Below are 3,069 nucleotides of genomic sequence, written 5' to 3'. Positions count from 1 at the left end.
GGTGTAATCTTTCTTCAGCCACCAAACGCCTTTGGCGTTATATGGTCAAGCCTCACGGGCAATTAGTACTGGTTAGCTTAACGCCTCACAACGCTTCCACACCCAGCCTATCAACGTCTTAGTCTTAAACGGCCCTTTAGGGGACTCAAGGTCCCAGTGAGATCTCATCTTGAAGGAGGCTTCCCGCTTAGATGCTTTCAGCGGTTATCCCGTCCGAACGTAGCTACCCGGCAATGCAATTGGCATCACAACCGGTACACCAGAGGTTCGTCCACTCCGGTCCTCTCGTACTAGGAGCAGCTCTTCTCAAATCTCAAACGCCCACGGCAGATAGGGACCGAACTGTCTCACGACGTTCTAAACCCAGCTCGCGTACCACTTTAAATGGCGAACAGCCATACCCTTGGGACCGGCTTCAGCCCCAGGATGTGATGAGCCGACATCGAGGTGCCAAACACCGCCGTCGATGTGAACTCTTGGGCGGTATCAGCCTGTTATCCCCGGAGTACCTTTTATCCGTTGAGCGATGGCCCTTCCATACAGAACCACCGGATCACTAGAACCTACTTTCGTACCTGCTCGACGTGTCTGTCTCGCAGTCAAGCACACTTCTACTCTTACGCTCATTGCATGATTTCCGACCATGCTGAGTGTACCTTCGTGCTCCTCCGTTACGCTTTGGGAGGAGACCGCCCCAGTCAAACTACCCACCACACAATGTCCCCGATCCCGCTTAGGGACCTGGGTTAGAACCTCAACATTACCAGGCTGGTATTTCAAGATTGGCTCCACACACACTGGCGTGCATGCTTCAAAGCCTCCCAGCTATCCTACACAAGTAATATCAAAGTCCACTGTGAAGCTATAGTAAAGGTTCACGGGGTCTTTCCGTCTAGCCGCGGGTAAACTGCATCTTAACAGCTATTTCAATTTCACTGAGTCTCGGGTGGAGACAGTGTGGCCATCGTTACGCCATTCGTGCAGGTCGGAACTTACCCGACAAGGAATTTCGCTACCTTAGGACCGTTATAGTTACGGCCGCCGTTTACCGGGGCTTCGATCAAGAGCTTCGCCGAAGCTAACCCCATCAATTAACCTTCCGGCACCGGGCAGGCGTCACACCCTATACGTCCTCTTTCGAGTTTGCAGAGTGCTATGTTTTTAATAAACAGTCGCAGCCACCTGGTATCTTCGACCGCCAACAGCTTAGGAAGCAAGTTCCATCACCATCAGCGGCGCACCTTCTCCCGAAGTTACGGTGCCATTTTGCCTAGTTCCTTCACCCGAGTTCTCTCAAACGCCTTAGTATTCTCTACCTGACCACCTGTGTCGGTTTGGGGTACGGTCGCATCATAATCTGAAGCTTAGAGGATTTTCCTGGAAGCATGGCATCAACCACTTCAGCTCCGTAGAGCCTCGTCATCAGTTCTCAGTCTTAAGAGCCCGGATTTGCCTAAGCTCTCAACCTACAACCTTAAACGCGGATAACCAACACCGCGCTGGCCTAGCCTTCTCCGTCCCCCCATCGCAATTATGAGCGGTACAGGAATATTAACCTGTTTCCCATCGACTACGCATTTCTGCCTCGCCTTAGGGGCCGACTCACCCTGCCTCGAATAGCGTTGGACAGGAACCCTTGGTCTTCCGGCGGGGAGGTTTTTCACCTCCCTTATCGTTACTCATGTCAGCATTCGCACTTCTGATACCTCCACCCTGCCTTACGGCTTGAGCTTCAACGGCTTACAGAACGCTCCTCTACCATGCACATAGTGCATCCGCAGCTTCGGTGGCATACTTAGCCCCGTTATATCTTCCGCGCAGGCCGACTCGACTAGTGAGCTATTACGCTTTCTTTAAAGGGTGGCTGCTTCTAAGCCAACCTCCTAGCTGTCTGAGCCTTCCCACATCGTTTCCCACTTAGTATGCACTTTGGGACCTTAGCTGGCGGTCTGGGTTGTTTCCCTTTCCACGACGGACGTTAGCACCCGCCGTGTGTCTCCCGTGATTGAACTCATGGGTATTCGGAGTTTGCATCGGGTTGGTAAGTCGGGATGACCCCCTAGCCGAAACAGTGCTCTACCCCCCATGGTTAGACACGAGGCGCTACCTAAATAGCTTTCGAGGAGAACCAGCTATCTCCGAGCTTGATTAGCCTTTCACTCCTATCCACAGGTCATCCGCTGGCTTTTCAACGACAGTCGGTTCGGTCCTCCAGTTGATGTTACTCAACCTTCAACCTGCCCATGGATAGATCGCCCGGTTTCGGGTCTACTCCCAGCAACTCAACGCCCTATTAAGACTCGGTTTCCCTACGGCTCCCCTAAACGGTTAACCTTGCTACTGAAAGTAAGTCGCTGACCCATTATACAAAAGGTACGCAGTCACCGTCCGAAAACGGCTCCCACTGCTTGTACGTACACGGTTTCAGGTTCTATTTCACTCCCCTCACAGGGGTTCTTTTCGCCTTTCCCTCACGGTACTGGTTCACTATCGGTCAGTCAGGAGTATTTAGCCTTGGAGGATGGTCCCCCCATGTTCAGACAGAGTTTCACGTGCTCCGCCTTACTCGATTTCACAAACTATAAGCTTTCGCATACGGGGCTATCACCCACTATGGCCACACTTTCCAGAGTGTTCTGCTAACTACAAGAATGCTTAAGGGCTAATCCCCGTTCGCTCGCCGCTACTTAGGGAATCTCGGTTGATTTCTTTTCCTCCGGGTACTTAGATGTTTCAGTTCCCCGGGTTCGCCTCTCAAAACCTATGTATTCAGTTAAGAGATACCTGTAAACAGGTGGGTTTCCCCATTCGGAAATGTCCGGATCAAAGCTTGTTTACCAGCTCCCCGAACCTTATCGCAGGTTACAACGTCCTTCATCGCCTCTGACTGCCAAGGCATCCACCGTGCACGCTTAGTCACTTGACCATATAACCCAAAGGGGTCTGATCTAATGACTGAAGTAACGATTACTACCATTGGCGTTTGTACTCAGTACAAACAATCAATAAAATTTGAATCAAATCTAAGTTGTTAAAGAGCGTTTAAAGCAAAAAAGCTTTAAAAGATAA

The 3,069-nt window shown here is 51.1% G+C and carries 1 rRNA gene; it reads right to left on the bottom strand.

Annotation, left to right across the window (positions count from 1 at the left end):
• Positions 1-41: 41 nt before the first annotated feature.
• Positions 42-2,926: ribosomal RNA gene (locus QKW35_RS21110) — 23S ribosomal RNA — on the bottom strand.
• Positions 2,927-3,069: the final 143 nt, after the last annotated feature.

Source organism: Pontibacterium granulatum (assembly GCF_029961155.1).
GTDB lineage: Bacteria > Pseudomonadota > Gammaproteobacteria > Pseudomonadales > Balneatricaceae > Pontibacterium > Pontibacterium granulatum.
Note: the sequence above shows the minus strand (reverse complement) of the source record. Positions and strands in the feature narration are given on the sequence as shown.